We start from the raw sequence: 16,613 nt of genomic DNA, 5'->3' as shown, positions 1-16,613 counted from the left end.
CGACGCCAGCACCAGGCTCGCGTCAGTCACTACAAACGACGCGGACACAGCCCCTGAGCTGGCCAGCAATCAGAACAAGCACCGTTGCAGTACTAGCTCAGGCCGGCTCGCCGACATCGCGGGCGATCCACCCAACCGTGTCGAAGCGCACCGGCTGCACGCCCACCAGCGCTGCCAGGTGATCCTCGATGCGCTCCAGCTCCGCGGCCCCGATTCGCTCCATCCACTGGTCACGGAGTCCGTCGAAGATCGCCTCGCCTTGGCGAAGCACGTCGAAGCCGAGCTCGGTCACCCGAAGGCGCATGCGGCGAGCGTCGCGCGGGTCCGGATCGCGGGTGACATACCCGCGCTGTTCCAAGACTGCGATGGTCTTCGCGGCCGACTGCTTGGTGATCGACAGGCGACGGCCCAGCTCTGAGGCGCTATCGGCGCCGGCGACGATGGCCCGCATGGCGAAGTCGTGAACGGGACGCACGTCCTCGTGGCCGCGATCGGACAGCTCGGCGGTCGCGGCGTCGACGAGTGTACGGAAACCCCCGAGCAGCAGCAGGGCGAGATCGGCGCCAGAGCGAGACATGTGAGAAGGATAGGACCACTCGAAAAAAGACAGCCAAGGTGTCTAATATTAAGACAGCCAGGCTGTCGAAATCGGGAGAGGGAAAATGACAACCACACCGGCGAGCCGCACCGTCCCCGAGATCACCCACCATCACGCCCACGTCAACGGAACAACCCTGCACTACGCCGCCGCCGGGAGCACCGGGTCCCCAGTCCTCCTGGTCCACGGTTTCCCCGAGACCTGGAGAGCCTTCCGCAAGTTCATCCCCCTGCTCGCCTCCAGCCATCGGGTCTTCGCCGTGGACCTGCGCGGCTTCGGCGACTCGGACATCGCGCCGGACGACTACGACAGCGAGGCCGCGGGCGAGGACCTGCACCAGCTGATCGCGCACCTCGGCCTCGGCCCGGTCCACCTGGCCGGACAGGACATCAGCGGCGCCACAGTCTTCCGGCTGGCCGCCACCCACCCGGAAGACGTGCTCAGCCTCACCGCCATCGAGACGGGCCTGCCCGGCTTCGGCTGGGAGAAGCTAGCCGACGTCGCCCACGGCGGCGCCTGGCACATCGGAGTCCTCGCCGCGCCCGGCATTCCCGAGATGCTCCTGGCCGGCCGCGAACGCGAGTTCCTCGGGCAGTACGCGTTCCCATCCATGACCGCCGTCACGGGCGCGATCACCGATGCCGACATCGACGACTTCGCCCGCACCTACGCACGCCCGGACGGCTGGCGCGGCGCGATCGGCATCTACCGGTCGCTGCTTCAAGAAGGGCCCGAGATCCAGGCCCTCGCCCAGTCCCCCGGGCTGACCATGCCCGTGCTCGCCGTCGGGGCCGGCGGCGGCCCGTTCACAGCCACCACCATGTCCCAGGTCGCGTCAGCAGGAATCAGCTCCGTCCAGCTCAACGGCGTCGGCCACTACGCCGCGATGGAGGCCCCCGAAGAACTGGCAAAAGCCGTCCTCGGCTTCGTCGACAGCATCGACGCTAACTAGTCACATGATCCGCCGGACAGGCCCTAGCCCGCGGACGCCGAGGGAGGCACGCCTCCGACTCACCGTGGACGCGACGCGCGCGGCAGAACCGGCGCGATCCTGGCTGGAGACCAGCCGCTCCTCGGGCAAGGACGGCCGCCGGAAGTGAGGGGGTCTCCGGTGACGGTCCGTTCGGCCTCTTCGGGGAGTAGCGTGAAGTCATCGGGAGCACTTCGCGCACCGGCCCCGATCCCGGTGTCGTTCCTGGTGAGCAACGACACCGGACAACTGCCGACGCGCAGAGGTCCGGGGACGGGTTCGCATGATGTCCGCAACCACCGACCATCCGGCGCTGGGCGCCGTGCCCTTCAGGGCTCCGACCGCACGCCTCGCCCTCAAACCCGTGAGCCCCTCCCCGGGACAGGTCGAACTGGACGGCGCCTGGTGGCCCCGCTCACGTGACCTGAGCGACGAACTCCCCGCCCTGGCCGACGTACTGGACCCGCTGTGGGGACGGATCACCCGGATCGCTGTCAACCCCCGCTACTGGCCGATCATCCCGCACAGGATCTTCGTCAACGGCCATGTGGTGAAGGTCGGTTGGTTTACCTCGGAGCTGGACCCGCACAAGATTCTGCTGCTGTCCGGCACGTCGGGCCGCTGGGACCTCCTGGTGATTCCCCCGGAGACCACCGCCCCCTCGGCCGCCCGGCTGATGGCCGCCGCAAGCGCGAGCACCGCCGCGCAGTCGACCGCGACCGCTCTCATGACGGCGGAACAGGCCGGCGACGCTTCCGTGTCGTACGAAGCCACCACGGGACGGCTCCGCTGACTGGTGGCGGGGATGGGACGGTGACGTCACCGCATGGCCGTCAGTGCCCTGGTGATTCGCCGGGCAGTGCGTGACAGGCCGGATCAGACGTGACCGCCCGCGGCAGCCGCCATGAGCGGCTCCGCGGCCTCCTCGGTGGTGTCCGGAGGCACGACCAGCAGGTCCCAGCGCCCCCTGCCTGGGGCGAGCAGGACGATGGTGTGCGGAGCTGATGCCGTCAGGCTCCTGCGCAATCGTATGACCTGGTTGAACACGAGCATCCGGCCGGGCACCGCGGACCAGGTCGCCCCGTTGACCGTGACGCTGGTGATGTGGCCCCATGCGCGCGGCAACCCGGCGAGCAGCCGTGGGAGTTCGGCTAGCAGGTCGTACGAACGCGGCCACCACGCTCCGTCGATCGGCCGGGGCATGCCGCCGCGCGGTGCGAGGCGCAGACGGAGGAGGGGGAGCGAGGGAAGCGGGGGTTGCAGTGCGGTGGTCATGAGAGCTCCTGCCAACTGCCTTACACGGACGAGTGGTTGATGTCAGGCGCGGCGGGCCGCGACCCGGGCCGGACTCGGCCAGCGCACGTCGTGCACCCAGCCGAGCCGTTCGAAGAGGCGGATGACGGCGGCTGACGGGTCGAGCTGGCCGCGGTCGACGCCGTGCCGGGCGCTGGTGGGGTCGGCGTGGTGGAGGTTGTGCCAGCTCTCGCCGAACGAGAGCAGGGCCAGCGGCCACAGGTTGGTGGCCCGGTCGTGGCGCCGGGTACGGAATGGGCGCTCACCGATCATGTGGCAGAGGGAGTTCACGCTCCAGGTGACGTGGTGAAGCAGGGCGATGCGCACAACTCCCGCCCACAGCAGGGCGGTTACGCCGTACAGCCAGGTGCCGCCGATCGCCCAGCCCATCCCGAACGGCAGCGCGAGCGTGAGGACGCACAGCGCCGGGAAGGCGCGGTCGACCACCCGGATGTCGCGGTCGGCGAGGAGGTCGGGGGCATACCGCTCGGCGGGGGTGCGGTCGTTGCGGAACAGCCAGCCGACGTGGGCGTGCAGCAGCCCGCGCAACTGGCCGCGCAGATGCGTGCCGTAACGGTACGGGGAGTGCGGATCCCCGGGCCGGTCCGTGAACGCGTGATGGCGGCGGTGGGTGGCGACCCAGCCGATGACATCGCCCTGGAAACTCATCGAGCCGGCCACCGCGAGCGCGATCCGCACGGAACGGACGGCCCGGTAGCCGCCGTGAGTGAGACCGCGGTGGAAGCCGACCGTGACGCCGAGGCCCGTGACCGTGTAGAGGACGGCCGCGAGCACGATGTCGGCGGGGTGGATGAGCCGCCCCCACAGCAGCCAGCCGACCAGCCCGAGGGCCACGAACGGCAGGACGACGATCACGGCCGTCACGGCGACATACAGCCGTTCCCCGCCGTCGCGTGCGGGCGCCGGGCCTTCCGGCGGGAAGGGCGAAGTGCCGTCGTAGCTCTGAGGCGGCGGGATGGTGTCCGGCGCAATCGCCGTCGTGGACGTAGAGGAATCGAGCGACATGCGGGGCTCCTCGGCCTCGGTGCGGGTGGCGCGGCCGGGGTCAGGGGCTGCCCCTGTGACGGGTGATGCGAGGACAGGGCCGGTTCGGACGCCAGCGACGAAGGGCCCTCGCTTCCTTCACCGTACTCCCGCACGCTCCGGAAGGAGACGGACCGGACAGCGTGGCCACCGCGTTGACACGGACCGTCGTCGGACGTTGACTGACAGCCCGGTGCAGGGCCATGCCACTCCGGAACCCACGGCGAAGCATTCCGCCTACCCGCCTCGCCCAGACCCCGCGGGAACCCACCTACCGGACAACAGCGAGGCCGGCCATGACCGTTTCACGGACCATCAGGAACCAGGCGCAGACGATGAAGGGAAGGATCACTGAAGAACTCGGCCGGGTCACCCACAACAGGCGACTGCAACGCCGGGGCACGGCCGACCGGGTTTCCGGAAGCCTGAAGCAGGCCGTCGAAAAGGCCAAGGGCGCCTTCAGGCGGAACGGAAGCGGCCCCCGATGATGTACGACCAGACACGCGCCCGGCAGTCTGCGGATCACACCCGGGGCCGCACCGAGCGCCGCAGCACGGGCCCGGAGCCGCTGCTCCCGCCGGACGAACAGGACAAGATCGCCCAGCGCCTCCGGCACGCCCTCAACACCTTCGCCGACACCCCGCTCGAGGCACTGGAAGAGGCCGAGAGCGCCTTCGACGAAGCCACCGCCCAGCTCGTGAACGCCCTCGCGGAACGACGGCGTCTGCTTCGCGCCGGCTGGCAGGACCAGGAGGACCAGGACCGCGAGACACAGTCCGAGCAGCTCCGGCACGCGCTGAGGCAGTACCGGGAGATCACCCAGCGGCTGCTCCACATCTAGGCAGCCACTACTCCGCGCCACGGGGGAGCGCGGAGTACTGTTGACAGTACCGAGGGCATTTCGCACACCGGCTTCCACGCCGGGTCGTTCTCGGCGAGAGATGAAACCCGGGCCGCCGCAGAGGCGGCCCGGAGACGGGTCCGCATCATGTCGGCGACCTTGTACCCAACCCTGCCGCACGTCGAGCCCGTCGCAGCTCCGGCCGCGCGTCTCACCCTGAAGTCCGACGGCGCCTCCCGTGGACTCCTGGACGGTGCCTGGTGGCCCCGCTCCCGGGATCTGCTGAGCGAACTGCCCGCGCTGACCGACGTGTTGGACCCCTTGTGGGGCCGCATCACCCGCGTCGCCGTGAACCCGAAGTACTGGCCGGTCATCCCCCGCCAGGTTCCCGTGAACAGCCACATCGTCAAGGTCGGCTGGTTCACCCCGGAAATCGACCCGCACAAGCTGCTGCTGCTCTCCTACGGCACCGGACGCTGGGACCTGCTGATCATCCCGCCGGAGACCGGGGCGGATTCGGCGGCCCGGCTGATGGCCGCCGCCTCCGACTACGACGGCCCGCCCCTGACCGCGAGCGCGCTCATCGCCGCGGACGAGGCCCGGCACGGCGTCGCTGCGACCGACGAGCCACTGGACCCGGACGAGGCATGGGAGTACGAGGGCGGCGCCTGCGCGGTGTCCGCGGCCGTCCCGCACCAGCCCGGTCCGCCCAGCCGGGTCAATGAGACCCGCCGGACCAGTCGCCTGATCGTCGGTATGTGAGGCGGCCGCCATGAACGCCTTCCTGACGGCCGCCGCCTTCAGCGTCCTCATCGCAGCGGCGGCATACGTGATCCACCGGCTCAACATCGAGCACGCCGACAGAATCGCCGTGCACCGGTACAGCGCAGCCCGGCCCGGCCGTCGCGGACGTGGCACGCCGCAGCCCCCGGTGGAACCCGGTCGGTCCGAGCCGCCGGCCTCCGGCGACCGACGGGACCACCGCGACGGGGGCCGTGGCCGATTCCCGGCGTGGCGCCGCAGCAGCCGTACCGCTCACCACAGGTGACCAGCCGGTTTCCGTCACCGGGCCATCGACTCCGCAGGGAGCGGCCGGGCCCCATGAACCGAGGCATCATGACTCTTCCGCAGCTGAACATCTTCCGGCACGACCGGGGCGCGCGAGCACTGATCACCCTGGCCGGCGAGATCGACCCGGTCACCGCGCCCCAGGTGCGGACGGCTCTGGAGCGGTGCCTGTATGACGGCATCACCACCATCGACGTCGACCTGACCACCGTCGGCCGCTGCGACACCAGCGGCCTGGGCGTCTTCCTCGACGCGTCGCGGCACGCCGCCGAGACCCACGCGTCCCTGCGACTGCACCACCCGTCCCTGCAGACCGCCCGACTCCTCGCGGACACCGGCTCCGATCGAGTGCTCCTCTGATGAACCGGGCCGGAACAGCGGTGCGGAGGAGGGCAGTCGATGAGCCGGTCCTCCCGAACGCGATCCGGCTGCGCCGGCTGAACCGAGGCCAGGCCGAGGACCTGCGGGAGAACCTTGCCGACCTGTACGTGAAGTCCGCCGTCGGGGCGGGCGGCCGAGAGTACCGCGACCGGGAAGGGTTCCTCCGTCGTCTGGCGGGTGACATCCGGCATCCGGGCTTCGCCCTGCTGCTCGCGGAGACCACGACCCTGGCCGGCTACACCTTCGGCTTCCCGGTCGGCCGCGACGGCTCCTGGTGGCGGGGCTTCGCCGGTGCACTGCCGTGGAGCATCGGGCAGCTCACCGCCGCCGGGCGCGTCTTCACCCTCACCCAGGTCGTGGCCCACCCGCACGAGCAGCACCGCGCCATCGCCGACCGACTGCAGGATCGGCTGCTGACCGACCTCCACGCCTCGCTCGGGGTCACCCTGGTCTATCCGTACGACCGGGCCGCCCGCACCGCGTTCCAGTCTTGGGGGTGGCTGGAGATTGGCGCGATCGTACGGCTGCCCGGGCCGGTCGCACTGCGGGTGCTGGTCCTGCCCGTGGCACGGTCGCCGCGGCCGGATTCCCCGGCGAACGGCACACCGGACCGAACGGATGCCGGGAACTCCCCGCGCTCCGCGACCCTCGTCCCGAGGAGCCTGCCATGCAAGCCCTGATCGTTCTCGTCGTCGTGATCGGCCTTCTGACCCTCCTCGGCCTCGCCCTCTCCCTGAAGGTCGTCAAGCAGTACGAGAAGGGCGTGCTGTTCCGCTTCGGCCGGCTCGTCGGGACCCGCGACGCGGGACTGCGGTTCATCATCCCGGTCGTCGACGTCCTGCACCGGGTATCGCTCCGGGTCGTCACCATGCCCATCCAGTCCCAGGGCATCATCACCCGGGACAACGTGAGCGTCGACGTGTCCGCGGTCGCCTACTTCCGCGTGGTCGACGCGGTGAAGTCGGTCGTCGCCGTCGAGAACGTCCACGCGGCGATCAACCAGATCGCCCAGACCACCCTGCGCAAAGTCGTCGGACAGCACACCCTGGACGAGACACTGTCGGAGACCGACCGCATCAACCTGGACATCCGCCGAATCCTCGACGTCACCACCGTCGAATGGGGCGTGCAGGTCACGCTGGTCGAGCTGAAGGACATCCAGCTGCCGGACACCATGAAGCGCGCCATGGCCCGTCAGGCCGAGGCCGAGCGGGAGAAGCGAGCGAAGATCATCAACGCCGAGGGCGAGTCCCTGGCCGCCGCCGCGCTCGGCGACGCCTCGGACACGATGATGGCCCACCCTCTCGCCCTCCAACTGCGCAATCTGCAGAGCCTGGTGGAGATCGGGGTCGACAAGAACACCACCGTCGTCTTCCCCGCCCCCCTCATGAGCACCATCGGCGAACTGGGCTCCTTCCTCGCCCGGGAAACCGCGGCCGCCGCCCCCGCCACGGCGCTGCCGCCGTCCGTCCCCGACCGGACGGACAAGACACTCAGGCCGGCCACCGACGCGCCCGGCACGGCAGCATGACCGGTGCCGCACCGGACATCGCCCGTAGGCAGTGGGGGCGCGAGCTCTCCGGAGGAGTCGCCCCCGGCACTCGTCCCTCGCTGGTCTCCGGTCTGTCCCCGTGCGTCGAGTGGACGTCGTCGACCATGTGACACCGCTCCGGGAGGGATGGTGCACAACGGGATTGAGAGCCATCTGTCCTGACCGTGTGTGACATGCCGCGTCCGGCGTAATGAGCTGTTCGGGGTGGTCGGCCGCGTCACTCTGTGCAGGGTGTTCGCGGTCGTGTCAGCAGCTCGTGCGTACAGATCACGTGAGCGGGTCGGTTATGGCGGAAGGTGGGCGGCGGCCAGAGAAGGGCATGCTGGACCGGTCGGAAGGCTTCGGTGAGCGGCTGCTGGGGGTACTGCTGGACCGGGCACACGAGATGCCGCCGCAGCTGATCGCACCGCTGATCGCGGAAGAGGTGACGAGGGTCGGTGGCCGCGACGTCTCGATCCTGCTGCAGGACTACGGCCAGCAGGTGCTGGTGCCGCTGCCGGGTCGGCAGCTGACAGTCGGCGAGCCCGAGCCGATCGATGACTCTCCCGCCGGCACGGCCTTCCTGCAGGCGACCACTGTCGAGGTGCCGCAGTCCGACGGCGTCCGGATGTACCTACCCTTGCTGGACGGCAGCGACCAGGTGGGCGTGATGGTCATCACCCTGGACGCCCTCGATGACGACGACCGGCGGCTGCTGCGCAGGCTCGCCGGCCTGGTCGCCGACATGCTGGTCACCAAGCACAGCTACACCGACCAGTTCTTCCTCACCCGGCGCCGCGAACCGATGAGCGTGGCCGCGGAGATCCAGTGGTCCCTGCTGCCGCCGCTGGCGATGTCCGTCCCGCAGGTCGCGGTGGCCGGAATCCTGGAGCCCGCCTACAGCGTCGCAGGCGACAGCTTCGACTACGCCCTCAACGAGGACACCCTGCACGTGGCCATGGTCGATGCGATGGGCCACGGACTGGACGCCGCCACGATGGCGACCGTCGCCGTCGGGGCCTACCGGCACGCCAGACGTGCCGACATCGGCCTGTCCGAGATCTACGCGTTCATGGACCGGGCCATCGCCGAGCAGTTCGGGCACGACCACTTCGTCACCGCCCAGATGATGCGGCTGAACCTCGCAACGGGCCACCTACAGTGGGTCAACGCGGGCCACCCCGCACCGCTGCTGATCCGCAACCAGCAGGTCGTACGGCAACTGACAGGCCCGACCACCTTGCCGGTCGGCTTCGGCGGTGAAGAGCCCCGGATCAGCGAGCAGATGCTCCAACGCGGCGACCGGGTGCTGTGCTTCACCGACGGCCTGATCGAGGAGCACGAAGCCGGCGAAGAACAATTCGGCGAAGAGCAACTCATCCGATGGGTCAACCGCATCGAACACACGACGAAGGGCGTACGAGCGATGGTGCGCTCGCTCTCGCACACCCTGAAGCAGGAACGGGGCGGCCGGACCAGCGACGACGCGACCCTCTTCCTGATCGAATGGCGCGGGGGCGCCGCCGACCACCTCGCGGTCCTGGAGTGAGCCGACGATCACGTTCTTGCGGACCTCTGCGGCGACCTCGGTGAACCCACCCGCGCTCTTGTGCCGTCCATATCCTGGGACCGGGCGGCTTCGGACCGTCCTTCACACGACGCGAGGACTACGCTGCTGCGCAGACGTCCCAGACCCCGGCGGCATGCTGTTACTGAACACAGATCGCTGGAGCGAGCGGACCTTGCGTCCGCCACCCGGCGCATCCCAGGAGGGAACTGGGTGGGCTCGCTGTCCTGCTGTGCAGGCTGTCGAACCAACCGTTGCCCTGCCTCCGCCGAACGTACGCCCCTGCCGACAGCACGCCCTGGGAGGCCGGGACTCCGGCGTCGCCGGGCCTGCTGCCGGATGGTCTTCCGAACCGAGGCGTCATGCCCCTCCCACAGCTCACCGTGTACCGCCATGACCGAAGGAAACGGGCACTGATCACCCTGGCCGGTGAGATCGATCTCGAATCCGCGCCGTTGGTGCGCGCATCCCTGGAGCGGTGAAGCTAGCGCCCGCCCCAACTGCTCGTTGCTGGCGCGCAGTTCGACGACCTCGGCCAGCAGAGCCGCAGCCGTCGACAGCGGCTGCTCCTCACGGGGCGTGGTCACCTGGTGCATGGTACGTACCTCACAACGCAGTCATCCTGTCCATAGGCGGTCGGCGGCACGCCAGTTGTCGTTCGCCGGCCGCGGTGGACTGGTAGGGCGGGCCATGTGTCGGTCACCTGCGGGGCTCGCTGTCCCGACGGACCTCGCGTCTCCGCCGCGCCCAATGCCGACGGCGGTCCCGGTACTCCCCGCGATCGGAACTGCCGTCACGGTCCCAGCCCCCGCCTTCACCACGGCGGCCGTATTGGGCGGCGCCGAACACCAGCACGGCCGAGGCCGCGGCCACCCACCAGATGGGATTGAGGAAGCCGAAACCGAACAGGACCACGATGAGGACGAGAAGCAGGACGAACACGACGGCCCCCCGGAGCGGAACAGAGCATCACCGCCGGGCGCCGGGGCCTGTTCGGACAGCCCAGCTCTGCCAGGTGACTGCTGGTAGCGCCCCATGTGACGGTCTCGCAGCCCGAGCGGACGGCCACTTGCCGGCTGTTCAGGGAGCGCGGCAAGGGCTGGTGTGCGCGGTACGGTCAGACTCCTCGCGAAGGGCAGCCGTGGGATCGGGGCGTCGGACGAGTTGTCGTAGCCTGGCGCGGCTGTTGTGCTCGACGAGGATCGGCACGTAGCCCGCGATACGAGTGTTGCTGAGCGGCTGGTAGCAGTCCTGCACCACCTCCCGCACGACCGCGGGCGTCAGCAGGCCGGCGCAGGAGGCCGTCAGATGGTCTGCGAGCTTCAGAAGGGTGTCGGGTAACGCGGTCTCGGCCGTGTTCGCGCCCATGGCGCGCTCCTCACTGTCACAGACGGCCGACCGCGGCAGCCGATCGGTATCCGGGGGCTCGGCGCCGGCCCGTCCACTCCCCACACTTGCACGGATCGCGTCCGTGGAACGGCCCGCCGGATCTGTTCATCAACTGGCCATCTGGGACAGGTCGACCTGCGGGCGGGCCCATACAGCCGGCCGGAGGAGTAAACTGGTGTTACCGAGGGCATTTCGAGCACCGGCCTTCATGCTGGTGTCGTTTTCGGCGATTGATTACACCGGGCCGGTTCCAACCGGCCCGGAGCAGGGTTCGCATCGTGACCGCGACCGCTTCGTACGCGCCGACACTCGAAGACCGGCCCCCTTCTCCGTCTCTCCGCATGCCGCCGACTCCCACCGGTTCGGCTGCGGCTGTGCTGGATGGCGCCTGGTGGCCCCGCTCCTGTTATCCGGAGGCGGAACTTCCCTCACTGACTGCCCTGCTCGATCCGCAGACGACTCGCGTCTCGGCCGCCTGGCTGATGGCCGCCGTGAACGACCCACTGCGCACTTCGGCCACGGGCCGGCTGATGGAGGAGGCTGCGCGTCTGCGCACCGTGACGGCGACCGATCGGGCCGTGGAGGTCGTCTGGGACGCTGAAGGAGGCCGTGAGGCCCGCGGTCCGACCTCCCGTCCACGGATCCCGGCAGTTACTGCTCCGGCAGTTGCCATTCCGGCAGCCGCCCTGCCGACACCGCATCCAGCCAAGGGCATGTGAGGGTCATGGAGACCTTCGTGGCCGTGATGGCGCTCCTGGCGATGGTCGTTGTGGGCGTGCTCCTGATCCACCTGCTCAACAACCAGCACGAGGAGCGCATCGCTGCTTTCCACTACGGCCGCTCGCGGTCCGCTGTCCGGGGGTTGGCACCATCGGCCCCGCAGAGGCATCGCGGCCGTGGCGGAACGAGTGGCGCCGGTGATCGCCGCGACCACCGCGACGGGGGACGCGGACGGCTCCGGCCACGGCGCCGGACCCGGACGGCAGGGAAGTGAGTCGCCATGCTCCCCGCCACGCACCCCGTCAGGCTTCTGGTGGACACCAGCTGCTCTGTCGAAGATCTTGTGACGGCGCCTGTCTGAACTGGGCATCTACCAGGTGTGCGGTTCAGGGAGTTCGGGGCGGTTGCCGCCGCATTTAGCCGGTGTGGTGGTGCCCAAGGTGCCGGGTGGTGTCGTGGCGTGCGCACGGACGGTACGCGCGCCGGCTCGCTGACGCGCCCGTCGGCGGAGCCCCGGCAATGATCGCACTCGTGATGCGCCGGTTCAAGTGCCTCAATCCGCAGTGTTCGGCAGTGACGTTCGCCAAGCAATTCGAAGGACTGACCAGCCCGCATGCCCGGTACACGCCGCTGCTGAGCACGCTGCCGACCTCGATCGCGGCATGTCTGGCGGGCCGTCCGGGTGCACGGCTCGCAGCCATGCTGAGCATCCGCGTCGCCAAGGACAAGTTCCTTGAACTCCTCCGCAAATTACCGGAGTTACCGTAGATCGACCTGCGGGTCCTCGGAGTCGACGACTTCGCGCTGCGCAAGGGCGACTCCTACGCCACGATCCTGGTGGACCTGGAAAAAGCGCCCCCGGTCGACGTGCTGCCCGGCCGGGATGCCGAGCCGCTGGCCACCTGGCTGCGCGACCATCCCGAGGTTGAAGTGATCTGCCGCGACCGGGCCTGCGCCTACGCCGATGGCGCCCGCACCGGGCTCCGCAGGCTCTCCAGGTCGCCGATGGCCGGCATCTGTGGCACAACCTCGCCGAAGCCGTGGAGAAGACGGGGCTCATGACACGACGAAGTCCCGCCGGCTCGGCGGGGCTTCTGTGCGCAGGTTACGACGGAGTGCAGCGGCTGGTGTGGGCGCCGTTGTACTCCGGCTCTCCGCTTTCGAGCACGCGAGCGCCTACAGGAAGCGGACCGCACTGTGGCACAACTGCCCTGACGTTCCAGGCCAGGTCCCGCGTTGCGGGCAGCGTTCGGCAGCGGGCGACGTGCAGGGATGCCACCCGCTACAAGGCCAGCGGAGCGATGCGGTCGCGCGGTGAAGCGGGCAAAGTCCTCCGCGGTGACGAATGGCAGGCTGGCGACCATCGCCTCTGGCAATGCCGTCGCGGTCGCTCCACGCGGGCCGCGCCACATCGGAGGGAACAGACAGTGCCGCAGGCGCCTCCACAGGCGTCAGATTTTGCAAAAGTGAAGGCTACGACTTGGTTGGTCGCGAAGAGTTCCCAGGTCGGATGCTGTGCGTCGGCCGCAAGAGGCATGTCGTCACCGCGTTCATGCTTCGGGCGCTCGGGAGAGGAGAACCCGAGTGCGGCGGTGCTCACGGCAGACAAGAAACCCACGTACTCAGAGACCCCGCCGGGCCGCACCTGCGGGGCTTCTCATCACACGCCGCTGTCACACGCCTATCACCGACTGCATCGACTCCCCCGGACCAGAATGCCCTGACCTGGCATTACGCGCTCATCTTGGACTGACCTGGACGCCCACGGACGGTCTCTACAACCTGTGCCAGGTGGTGCCCAGCGACGGGCCCAGGACCAGTACGGGGGCCTCTTCCGGCCCGTCAAAGCGGTATTGCAGGGTGTACGACGTACTCTCACTCACCCGACTCACGCTCCCACATCTCACGGCCACCCCCATGACGGGGGGTGTGAAGGGACGGGCCGGATCAGGTGAACGCCCTCTCGGGCGGCATTGCGTTCGAGGCATCGGATGATCTCGCGTCGGGTCTTGCCTTCCTGGGTGCGGCGTTCGTAGTACGCCTGGGTGCGCGGGTCGTGGCGCAGGCGGGTGAAGACGATGCGGTGCAGGGCGGCGTTGGCGTGGCGGTCGCCGCCGTGGTTGAGCCGACGCGTGCGCCGCCGGCCAGAGGAGTACTCGATGGGGCTGACTCCGCAAAGGGCGGCAAAGGACGCCTCGGTGTTCAGCCGCTCGGGGTTGTCTCCCATGGTGATCAGGAGAGTGACGGCGCTGTCCGGGCCGATGCCCACCGGCACGAGCGCTGCGGTGCGTGGCGTTCGACGAGCCGGGGCAGGCGCTCATTCAGCTCATCGATCTACCCGGTGAGCTGCTCGATGCGCTGGGCCGGCAGGCTCAGGGTGACGCGGGTGGCCTGGGCCACGGCGTCCTCATCTCCCCCCACCATCTTCGCCGTCGTGCGGGCTGAGGCGCACGCAGGTGCGGAACAGCTCGCGGTTGCCCAGGCTGGACAGCCGCTCCCGCAGGGCCGGGTCGGCTATGACCAGGACGGCTTTGAGCTGGTTGATCGCCTGGGTGCGGGTTGACCGCGGAGCCCTTCGCGAGCTTGAACATCCGGGCGCTGTGCACGGGACCGTCACCGGTTTTGGCGCGGGCCTTGGCGCGACCGCTGAGCACGGCCCGCGCTGCGGCCTGCGCATCGAGCGGGTCCGACTTCCCCAGCAGCCGGCGGGCCGTGCGGTCGGGCCGGTTCACTTCGTACACCTGGACCTGCTGAGCCAGCAGGTAGCGGGACAGGCCCGCGCCGAAGGTGCCGGTGCCCTCCACGCCGGCCCGGCGTACCGTACCCAGCTTGCGCGCCCAGACGAGCAGCCGGCGGTAGCCGGCCGCCGTGGCCGGAAAGGACTCGGTGCCCAGGACCTTCCCCAGTGGGGAGACCACGGCAGCGACGTGAACCTCGCCGTGCGTGTCCACACCCAGGACGACCTCGCGCCGAACGGGAGGATCCGTGCTGGAGGAGGTGCTGCATTCTCGGGTCGTCATGGTGGTTCGCCTCCCGCGTGGTGACGTGCTGGTTGGATGGCACCGGCCTGCTCGGGCGGTCTGAACCGTGATGACGCCTGAAAATCGGCAAGGCCCCTATAGGGACACGCCCTGTGGCTCGGTACCGGCAGTCGCCATCCCGCGACGACGGTCGACACGTCCGTGACTGGACACTTCGGTCATAGATCTCATGAGTCAGACCCCCGTCCGGGACGGCACTGCGCAACAGTCCCACTGGCCCCGGCACAACGGCATGATCCGATCACTGCCGCACGGCTTCGTCCGAACCAGCGCTCAACCCGGCCTGGACGGGCCGACAATGAGTTGACTCTCCGTCCACTCATGACCGGCATTGACGGACAGCCATGCGGCCCGCCTTACCGGCTGCCCATGGTCGACCATCGCACGGCCTCGAACTCTCTCTTGGTAAACGGGACTGTCCACAAGTCCTGTAGTTGCTGCGCGAGACCTTCCGCGGCCACTTCTCCACCAAGACCCGCGCCTACTCCACCACCCTCGGCGCCCTCCGGGCCGCCCGCGCCACCTGGCACCGCCGCCACACCCCTACCCCCTCAGCCACCACCCTCGTCCTCGCCCACTGGGCCTACGACGGCACCGGACTCACCTCCGACCTCGAACGCCTCGCCGCACTCATCAGCGTCAGCCCGACGCGCGAACCGGCGGTGACCACTCGTGCGTGACGACGAACTCCTCACCGTCCCCGAGGCCATGACCCGCCTCAAGATCGGCCGCTCCGCCCTCTACGACCTCCTGCGCACCCGCCGCCTGGCCTCCCTGACCATCGGCCACGCCCGCCGCATCCCCACCCACGCCCTCACCGGCTACGTCCAGCGTCACCTGGAAGAAGCCACCCGATGACCGCGCCCAAGCGCAAGAAGACCCGCGCCAACGGCGACGGAACCATCTACCAGCGCAAGGACGGACGCTGGGAAGCCGCCGGATACGTCCTCGCCCCCGGCAACACCCGCAAACGCATCCGCGTCTACGGCACCACCCGCACTGAGGCGCTGGCCAAGCTGACCGAGAAGATCGCCGCCAGCAACCGCGGCGTCCCCATCATCACCGCCCAGGGCAGCCTCGCAGCGTACCTGACGTACTGGCTGGAGAACGTCGCCGTCCACCACCTCCGCGAGACCACCCACACCCGGTGCACCGCCGTCGTCGCCCAGTACCTCATCCCCGGCCTCGGCCGGAAGAAGCTCGCCAAGCTCACCGCCAAGGACATCCGCACCTGGGTCAACGAACTGCGGACCGTCTGCCGGTGCTGCGCACGCGGCATCGACGCGGGACGCGATCCGAGGGCCCAGGCCAGCCGTCGCCCGCGTTGCTGCGCGATCGGCCAGTGCTGTCGCAAGCGCCTCTCCCCGGTCACGCTCGCCTACATCCACTCCGTGCTCAAGTCCGCCCTGGAGCACGCCGTGCGCGAGGAGGAGATCCCCCGCAACGTCCGCACCGGAACCCCTCGCCCCCGCCGCTTCAACCCACTCACCGCCGACGAAGCCCGACGCTTCCTCACCGCCGCCCAAGGCCACCGTCACGCCGCCCTGTTCGAACTCGCCCTGCGCACCGGCCTGCGCAAGGGCGAACTCCTCGGCCTGCGCTGGGAAGACCTCGACCTCGACGGCTGCACCGCCACCATCCGCCGCACCCTCCAGCGCACCCGTACCGGCGGTCTGACCACCTTGCCGACCAAGACCATCAGCTCCGAACGCCGCATCGCACTGCCGGTCTCCTGCGTCACCTCGCTTCGTTCGCACCGCGAGCATCAGGCACGTGAGAAGGAGAAGGCGGGCGCGGACTGGCAGGGCAGCGGCCACGTCTTCACGCGACCCGACGGGCACCTGATCGAACCCGCCACCCTCACCCGCCACTTCAACGCCCTGCTCCGCGACGCCCGCCTCCGGCCCATCCGGTTTCATGACCTCCGCCACTCGACCGCGACCCTGCTCCTGGAGCAAGGGGTCGAACTCGTCGTCATCAAGGAACTCCTCGGCCACGCACACATCGGCGTCACCGCCACTGTCTACGCCCACGTCCGCCTCCGACTCCAGCGCCAGGCCATCGACCTCCTCGGACACGCCCTCGGCAACCTCGCCGAGACCACCGCCGGAGGACGCGAGGGCGACGATCCGTCGGCTTGTGCAGCACCCGTCCACTGACGTTGCCGTCA

General features: G+C 69.4%; 21 protein-coding genes and 3 pseudogenes. 16 read left to right on the top strand and 8 right to left on the bottom strand.

Translation table 11 applies throughout. The annotated features are described in order from the left end of the window. Window positions 1–97: 97 nt before the first annotated feature. Window positions 98–577, bottom strand: coding sequence for a MarR family winged helix-turn-helix transcriptional regulator (locus ACFY0P_RS47695; protein WP_388716956.1), 480 nt, complete (start codon window positions 575–577; stop codon window positions 98–100). 85 nt (window positions 578–662) lie between these two features. Between ACFY0P_RS47695 and ACFY0P_RS47690 the strand changes: the two genes are divergently transcribed. Further along, window positions 663–1,550 carry an alpha/beta fold hydrolase gene (locus ACFY0P_RS47690; RefSeq protein ID WP_388928755.1) on the top strand — a complete coding sequence of 296 codons (888 nt, stop codon included), beginning with the start codon at window positions 663–665 and terminating at the stop codon, window positions 1,548–1,550. A 301-nt stretch (window positions 1,551–1,851) separates the two neighbouring features. Beyond that, complete coding sequence (locus ACFY0P_RS47685) at window positions 1,852–2,361, top strand: DUF5994 family protein (RefSeq protein ID WP_388716962.1); 510 nt, start codon at window positions 1,852–1,854, stop codon at window positions 2,359–2,361. A gap of 83 nt (window positions 2,362–2,444) precedes the next feature. Here the strand turns inward: ACFY0P_RS47685 and ACFY0P_RS47680 are convergent, their stop codons facing one another. Together ACFY0P_RS47680 and ACFY0P_RS47675 are read right to left on the bottom strand one after the other, a co-directional pair. Continuing rightward, entirely contained in the window at window positions 2,445–2,843 is a 399-nt protein-coding gene (locus ACFY0P_RS47680) for a DUF5994 family protein (RefSeq protein WP_388716965.1), read from the bottom strand. Between the two features lie 42 nt (window positions 2,844–2,885). Further along, window positions 2,886–3,887: an acyl-CoA desaturase gene (locus tag ACFY0P_RS47675; RefSeq protein ID WP_388928754.1), complete on the bottom strand. Its 1,002-nt coding sequence runs from the start codon at window positions 3,885–3,887 to the stop codon at window positions 2,886–2,888. Between the two features lie 221 nt (window positions 3,888–4,108). Here ACFY0P_RS47675 and ACFY0P_RS47670 point away from each other — a divergent pair, with 221 nt between their 5' ends. From ACFY0P_RS47670 to ACFY0P_RS47635, 8 genes and pseudogenes are all read left to right on the top strand, one after another. Continuing rightward, entirely contained in the window at window positions 4,109–4,393 is a 285-nt protein-coding gene (locus tag ACFY0P_RS47670) for a CsbD family protein (protein WP_388928753.1), read from the top strand. Beyond that, complete coding sequence (locus ACFY0P_RS47665; protein ID WP_388716971.1) at window positions 4,390–4,746, top strand: hypothetical protein; 357 nt, start codon at window positions 4,390–4,392, stop codon at window positions 4,744–4,746. The genes ACFY0P_RS47670 and ACFY0P_RS47665 overlap by 4 nt, the downstream gene beginning before the upstream one ends. 159 nt (window positions 4,747–4,905) lie before the next feature. Continuing rightward, entirely contained in the window at window positions 4,906–5,508 is a 603-nt protein-coding gene (locus ACFY0P_RS47660; protein ID WP_388928752.1) for a DUF5994 family protein, read from the top strand. Window positions 5,509–5,862: 354 nt separating this feature from the next. Next, window positions 5,863–6,174 carry an STAS domain-containing protein gene (locus ACFY0P_RS47655; protein WP_388716977.1) on the top strand — a complete coding sequence of 104 codons (312 nt, stop codon included), beginning with the start codon at window positions 5,863–5,865 and terminating at the stop codon, window positions 6,172–6,174. A gap of 20 nt (window positions 6,175–6,194) precedes the next feature. After that, window positions 6,195–6,875, top strand: a complete 681-nt coding sequence (locus ACFY0P_RS47650; protein WP_388928751.1) for a hypothetical protein — start codon at window positions 6,195–6,197, stop codon at window positions 6,873–6,875. Further along, entirely contained in the window at window positions 6,863–7,726 is an 864-nt protein-coding gene (locus tag ACFY0P_RS47645; protein ID WP_388928750.1) for a slipin family protein, read from the top strand. Before ACFY0P_RS47650 ends, ACFY0P_RS47645 begins: the two co-directional genes overlap by 13 nt. A gap of 307 nt (window positions 7,727–8,033) precedes the next feature. Then, a complete protein-coding gene (locus tag ACFY0P_RS47640; RefSeq protein WP_388928761.1) occupies window positions 8,034–9,275 on the top strand; it encodes a PP2C family protein-serine/threonine phosphatase in 1,242 nt (413 codons plus the stop codon). A 380-nt stretch (window positions 9,276–9,655) separates the two neighbouring features. Beyond that, a pseudogene (locus ACFY0P_RS47635) lies at window positions 9,656–9,772 on the top strand (anti-sigma factor antagonist); the annotation flags it as partial. A gap of 220 nt (window positions 9,773–9,992) precedes the next feature. On the opposite strand, the gene ACFY0P_RS47630 reads toward ACFY0P_RS47635, so the two are convergent. Beyond that, entirely contained in the window at window positions 9,993–10,235 is a 243-nt protein-coding gene (locus ACFY0P_RS47630) for a hypothetical protein (RefSeq protein ID WP_388928749.1), read from the bottom strand. A 138-nt stretch (window positions 10,236–10,373) separates the two neighbouring features. Next, a complete protein-coding gene (locus ACFY0P_RS47625; protein ID WP_388716989.1) occupies window positions 10,374–10,661 on the bottom strand; it encodes a three-helix bundle dimerization domain-containing protein in 288 nt (95 codons plus the stop codon). Window positions 10,662–11,023: 362 nt separating this feature from the next. On the opposite strand from ACFY0P_RS47625, the gene ACFY0P_RS47620 reads away from it, so the two are divergent. The 3 genes from ACFY0P_RS47620 (at window position 11,024) to ACFY0P_RS47610 (ending at window position 12,464) form a co-directional block, all read left to right on the top strand. After that, window positions 11,024–11,401, top strand: coding sequence for a DUF5994 family protein (locus tag ACFY0P_RS47620; protein ID WP_388928760.1), 378 nt, complete (start codon window positions 11,024–11,026; stop codon window positions 11,399–11,401). A gap of 424 nt (window positions 11,402–11,825) precedes the next feature. Beyond that, window positions 11,826–12,170 carry a transposase family protein gene (locus tag ACFY0P_RS47615; RefSeq protein ID WP_388928748.1) on the top strand — a complete coding sequence of 115 codons (345 nt, stop codon included), beginning with the start codon at window positions 11,826–11,828 and terminating at the stop codon, window positions 12,168–12,170. Next, window positions 12,171–12,464 (top strand): transposase, encoded by a 294-nt coding sequence (locus ACFY0P_RS47610; RefSeq protein ID WP_388928759.1) that lies wholly within the window; start codon window positions 12,171–12,173, stop codon window positions 12,462–12,464. Between the two features lie 722 nt (window positions 12,465–13,186). Here the strand turns inward: ACFY0P_RS47610 and ACFY0P_RS47605 are convergent. From ACFY0P_RS47605 to ACFY0P_RS47595, 3 genes and pseudogenes are all read right to left on the bottom strand, one after another. Continuing rightward, window positions 13,187–13,321, bottom strand: a pseudogene (locus tag ACFY0P_RS47605) (3-oxoadipate enol-lactonase); the annotation flags it as partial. Further along, the gene (locus ACFY0P_RS47600) at window positions 13,306–13,671 is read right to left on the bottom strand and encodes a transposase (protein WP_388928747.1); all 366 of its coding nucleotides are present in this window, start codon (window positions 13,669–13,671) and stop codon (window positions 13,306–13,308) included. The pseudogene ACFY0P_RS47605 and the gene ACFY0P_RS47600, both read right to left, overlap by 16 nt. A gap of 430 nt (window positions 13,672–14,101) precedes the next feature. Continuing rightward, window positions 14,102–14,422: pseudogene (locus tag ACFY0P_RS47595) on the bottom strand (transposase); the annotation flags it as partial. Window positions 14,423–14,877: 455 nt separating this feature from the next. Here ACFY0P_RS47595 and ACFY0P_RS47590 point away from each other — a divergent pair. The 3 genes from ACFY0P_RS47590 to ACFY0P_RS47580 are packed head-to-tail and all read left to right on the top strand — an operon-like array spanning window position 14,878 to window position 16,602. Further along, the gene (locus ACFY0P_RS47590) at window positions 14,878–15,123 is read left to right on the top strand and encodes a replication initiator (RefSeq protein ID WP_388928746.1); all 246 of its coding nucleotides are present in this window, start codon (window positions 14,878–14,880) and stop codon (window positions 15,121–15,123) included. Beyond that, window positions 15,116–15,301, top strand: a complete 186-nt coding sequence (locus ACFY0P_RS47585) for a helix-turn-helix domain-containing protein (protein WP_385682289.1) — start codon at window positions 15,116–15,118, stop codon at window positions 15,299–15,301. The genes ACFY0P_RS47590 and ACFY0P_RS47585 overlap by 8 nt, the downstream gene beginning before the upstream one ends. Then, window positions 15,298–16,602 (top strand): tyrosine-type recombinase/integrase, encoded by a 1,305-nt coding sequence (locus tag ACFY0P_RS47580; protein ID WP_388928745.1) that lies wholly within the window; start codon window positions 15,298–15,300, stop codon window positions 16,600–16,602. Before ACFY0P_RS47585 ends, ACFY0P_RS47580 begins: the two co-directional genes overlap by 4 nt. Window positions 16,603–16,613: the final 11 nt, after the last annotated feature.

It is taken from the genome of Streptomyces sp. NPDC001714 (assembly GCF_042892755.1).
Taxonomy (GTDB): Bacteria; Actinomycetota; Actinomycetes; order Streptomycetales; family Streptomycetaceae; genus Streptomyces.
Note: the sequence above shows the minus strand (reverse complement) of the source record. Positions and strands in the feature narration are given on the sequence as shown.

Bases quoted from the DNA above. Each gene is read 5' to 3' on its own strand.
- ACFY0P_RS47690 (WP_388928755.1), top strand. From the start codon at position 663: ATGACAACCACACCGGCGAGCCGCACCGTCCCCGAGATCACCCACCAT.
- ACFY0P_RS47620 (WP_388928760.1), top strand. From the start codon at position 11,024: ATGCCGCCGACTCCCACCGGTTCGGCTGCGGCTGTGCTGGATGGCGCC.
- ACFY0P_RS47675 (WP_388928754.1), bottom strand. From the start codon at position 3,887: ATGTCGCTCGATTCCTCTACGTCCACGACGGCGATTGCGCCGGACACC.
- ACFY0P_RS47645 (WP_388928750.1), top strand. From the start codon at position 6,863: ATGCAAGCCCTGATCGTTCTCGTCGTCGTGATCGGCCTTCTGACCCTC.
- ACFY0P_RS47685 (WP_388716962.1), top strand. From the start codon at position 1,852: ATGATGTCCGCAACCACCGACCATCCGGCGCTGGGCGCCGTGCCCTTC.
- ACFY0P_RS47655 (WP_388716977.1), top strand. From the start codon at position 5,863: ATGACTCTTCCGCAGCTGAACATCTTCCGGCACGACCGGGGCGCGCGA.
- ACFY0P_RS47640 (WP_388928761.1), top strand. From the start codon at position 8,034: ATGGCGGAAGGTGGGCGGCGGCCAGAGAAGGGCATGCTGGACCGGTCG.
- ACFY0P_RS47580 (WP_388928745.1), top strand. From the start codon at position 15,298: ATGACCGCGCCCAAGCGCAAGAAGACCCGCGCCAACGGCGACGGAACC.
- ACFY0P_RS47680 (WP_388716965.1), bottom strand. From the start codon at position 2,843: ATGACCACCGCACTGCAACCCCCGCTTCCCTCGCTCCCCCTCCTCCGT.
- ACFY0P_RS47665 (WP_388716971.1), top strand. From the start codon at position 4,390: ATGATGTACGACCAGACACGCGCCCGGCAGTCTGCGGATCACACCCGG.
- ACFY0P_RS47670 (WP_388928753.1), top strand. From the start codon at position 4,109: ATGCCACTCCGGAACCCACGGCGAAGCATTCCGCCTACCCGCCTCGCC.
- ACFY0P_RS47625 (WP_388716989.1), bottom strand. From the start codon at position 10,661: ATGGGCGCGAACACGGCCGAGACCGCGTTACCCGACACCCTTCTGAAG.
- ACFY0P_RS47695 (WP_388716956.1), bottom strand. From the start codon at position 577: ATGTCTCGCTCTGGCGCCGATCTCGCCCTGCTGCTGCTCGGGGGTTTC.